A 3752-nucleotide genomic window follows, 5' to 3' on the forward strand; every position below is an offset into this window, starting at 1 on the left:
CCGCTGCACCATGGACGGGACACCCTTGGCCTCCAGCGTCGAGACCAGCGCTTCGCCCGTGGCAAGCTGGGTAATGGCGGTCATGCAGTCGAAATCGGGATTCGGCCGGAACGTTTCGGCCGCCGTCCTCACCGCCTGCTGCTCACGCGGCGTATAGGCGCGCAGCGCGTGCTGGACGCGATTGCCGAGCTGGGCCAGGACTTTTTCAGGGATATCCAACGGGTTCTGAGTGACGAAATAGACGCCGACGCCCTTCGAGCGGATCAGTCGGACCACTTGTTCGACGCGATCGATCAGCACCTTGGGTGCTTCGTCGAACAGAAGATGCGCCTCGTCGAAAAAGAACACCAGCTTCGGCTTGTCGGGGTCGCCGACTTCCGGCAGCACCTCGAACAGTTCCGACATCAGCCATAGCAGGAAGGTCGCGTAGAGCCGCGGATTCATCATCAGCTTGTCGGCGGCAAGCACGCTGATGGCGCCGCGTCCGTCGCGGGTGGTGCGCATGATATCGGCGATACGCAGTGCCGGTTCGCCGAAGAAATTTGCGGCTCCCTGTTGCTCCAGGACCAGCAGCGTGCGCTGGATCGCCCCGACCGATGGCTTCGTCACGTTGCCGTAGCGCGAGCCGATCTCGTCGGCACGCTCGGCGATGTTGGCCAAGAGCGCCTGCAGGTCCTTCATGTCGAGCAGCAGCAGACCTTCCTCGTCAGCCAGGCGGAAGGCGATGTTCATGATGCCTTCCTGCGCCTCGGTCAGGTTCATCAGGCGCGACAGCAACAACGGCCCCATTTCCGAGACCGTGGCGCGGATCGGATGACCCTGTTCGCCGAACAAGTCCCAGAAGATGACGGGGAATTCCTGGAAGTTATAAGGATCGAGCTTGACCTGTTCGGCCCGCTTGACGAGGAAATCCTGTGCCGTGCCCATCATCGCGATGCCCGACAGATCCCCCTTGATGTCGGCGCAGAACACAGGCACGCCGGCGTTGGAAAATCCTTCGGCCAGGATCTGCAAGGTGACTGTCTTGCCGGTACCGGTGGCGCCCGTCACCAGGCCATGACGATTCCCATATCGTAGCAACAGCTGCTCGGCACGCTGATAGCTGTCGTCGGGCTTGCGGCTGGCGCCGATGAAAATACTGGTGTCGTCAGCCATATGTCCGGTCTCCGCAAACTGATGTGTCTAAAGCCAGTGGCCTTGCCGCAGGTATAGTGAGGCCATTGCACAGCGACAATGCCATTCGTCCAAATCCGGGCCATTCGCCCAAATCGCCCCATTCGTTCAAATCGGGTTTTTGGAGCTTGCGGATTTTGCCGCTGTTTGGCAATCGTCGTCCACGCGGATTGACCTATATCTGATGGATCGAATCCGGTCACTGGAAGCGCATTGCATTGCGATATCGGACCAGGGACCGTAGACTGGACTGCTCCCGGCTGGTGCGGCCGTATGAAACGAGGAGGACGGATGGGCGCCGGAGCCTTGATCCAGGACGTGGAACCCGAAAACATCGAGCGCCAGCGATGGCTCGCATTGGCGGAAAAGGCTTTGGCAGGCGCTTCCTTCGAGGAAAGGCTGGTCTCGCACAGCGACGACAACATCCGTATCGAACCGCTCTACGACCGCAGCACCGCGGCGGAACCGATCGTACGCGCAAACCCGAAATCGCCATGGATCGTCAGCCAGCGAGTCGACGATCCCGACACCAACCGCGCCAAAAGCCAAGCGCTGGAGGATGTGGCACAGGGTGCCACGGGATTGTCGCTGGTCTTCGAGGGGGCGCCGAACGCGTTCGGATACGGCTTGCCGAGAACGGCGGAGGCGTTGGAGGCGGTGCTGGACGGCATTCCGCTCAACCGCATCCAGGTTCGTATCGACGCCCATCCCTGGAGCCGCGCCGTGGCCGACTGGCTGGTCGCTTTCCTGAGCAAGCGGCGGTCGGACCCGGCAAAACTCAACCTCTCCTTCGGCATCGATCCAGCAGCGATCTTCGCGGGAACCGGTCGGCTGCGCATGTCGATCGAGGCGCTGCGGGCCTCCATGCCGCAGTCGCTGGCGCATTTCTTCGCGATGGGCGTTCCGGGCGTGCTGCTGGAAGCTGACGGGCGCGTGTTCCACAATGCCGGCGCCACGGAAGCGCAGGAACTTGGCATCATGCTGGCTTCGGCTGTCTCCTACCTCAGAATGTTCGAGACGGCGCGGCAGCCGCTTGTCTATGCCGCACCTCATATCGGTTTTGCACTCAGCGTCGACCAGGACCAGTTGCTCTCGATAGCCAAGATGCGGGCGCTGCGCAGGCTCTGGGCGCGGGTGCAGGAGGCTTGTTCGATCCCGACATCCACGGCCAGTATCCATGCCGAGACGTCGTTTCGCATGATGACGGCGATGGACCCGGAGACCAACATCCTGCGCACCACCATTGCATGCTTTGCCGCGGCGTGCGGCGGCGCCGATTCGATCTCCATCCTGCCGCACACGATCGCGCACGGTCTGCCGGCGGGTTTTGCCCGTCGTGTTGCCCGCAACACGCAGCTGATCATGGCCAATGAAAGCCATATCGATCATGTCACCGATCCCGCCTATGGTTCCGGCGCTGTGGAAGCGCTGACCGCGGAATTGTGCGAACTGGCCTGGGCGGAGTTGCAGACGATCGAAGCCGAGGGCGGTGTCCTGTCCAGCCTTCAGGACGGACACATCCAGAAGCGCGTTCACGCAGCGGCGGAGCAGCGCAATGCAGCCTACCGCACAGGTGAACGGGCCATCATCGGCACCACGCTCTATCCATCGAAGAACGAACGCCCCGTCGAGACGCTGGCGGCGGAACGGCGACCGGCCTTCACCGAAGGCGTTGCCGTTTGCGAGCCGCTGTTTCCAGTCCGCGTCGACCAATCGATCGGAGCCGGCTCTTGATCCCGGACTTCGGCCAGATCGGCTGGGTCCCGCCACGCCGCACGCCTGTCGAGGTCAAAGGCCAGCGGACCACGCCGGAAGGGCTCATTGCCAAGCATCTGTACAATCAAAGCGACCTCAAGGGGTTGCCGCATCTCGACACCTATCCCGGCCTGCCACCCTTCGTGCGCGGCCCCTACCCGACCATGTATGTCCAGCAGCCCTGGACGATCCGGCAATATGCCGGTTTCTCGACGGCCGAAGATTCCAACGCCTTTTACCGGCGCAACCTTGCCGCCGGCCAGAAGGGGCTGTCGGTCGCCTTCGATCTCGCCACGCATCGCGGCTATGACAGCGACCATCCGCGTGTTGCCGGCGATGTCGGCATGGCGGGCGTCGCCATCGATTCCATCCTCGACATGCGGCAGCTCTTCGACGGCATTCCGCTCGACGAGATGACGGTATCGATGACGATGAACGGCGCGGTGCTGCCGATCATGGCGCTTTACATCGTCGCCGCGGAAGAACAGGGCGTTGCACAGAGGGATCTCGCCGGGACCATTCAGAACGACATTTTGAAGGAGTTCATGGTCCGCAACACCTACATCTATCCGCCAAAGCCTTCGATGCGGATCGTGTCGGACATCTTCTCATACACATCGAAGAACATGCCGAAGTTCAATTCGATATCGATCTCCGGCTATCACATGCAGGAGGCCGGCGCGACGGCCGACCTTGAGCTCGCCTACACGATCGCCGATGGCATCGAATATGCCCGCGCCGGCGTCGCGGCGGGCCTCGACATCGACCGCTTTGCGCCTCGCCTGTCCTTCTTCTGGGCCATCGGCATGAATTTTTTCATGGAA

The 3752-nt window shown here is 62.0% G+C and carries 3 protein-coding genes; 2 read left to right on the forward strand and 1 reads right to left on the reverse strand.

Features of this window, described 5'->3' with window-relative positions; genetic code table 11:
- The coding region (locus tag EN906_RS26290; protein ID WP_127375484.1) for a helicase HerA-like domain-containing protein at positions 1 to 1155 on the reverse strand (1155 nt) is incomplete at its 3' end.
- A 309-nt stretch (positions 1156 to 1464) separates the two neighbouring features.
- Here EN906_RS26290 and EN906_RS26295 point away from each other — a divergent pair.
- Together EN906_RS26295 and EN906_RS26300 are read left to right on the forward strand one after the other, a co-directional pair.
- Positions 1465 to 2907, forward strand: coding sequence for a methylmalonyl-CoA mutase subunit beta (locus tag EN906_RS26295; protein WP_127269966.1), 1443 nt, complete (start codon positions 1465 to 1467; stop codon positions 2905 to 2907).
- On the forward strand, positions 2904 to 3752 hold an 849-nt coding region (locus EN906_RS26300), incomplete at its 3' end, for a methylmalonyl-CoA mutase family protein (protein WP_245484336.1). The genes EN906_RS26295 and EN906_RS26300, both read left to right, overlap by 4 nt.

This window comes from Mesorhizobium sp. M7A.F.Ca.CA.004.06.1.1 (genome assembly GCF_003999135.1).
In the GTDB taxonomy this organism is placed as follows: Bacteria; Pseudomonadota; Alphaproteobacteria; order Rhizobiales; family Rhizobiaceae; genus Mesorhizobium.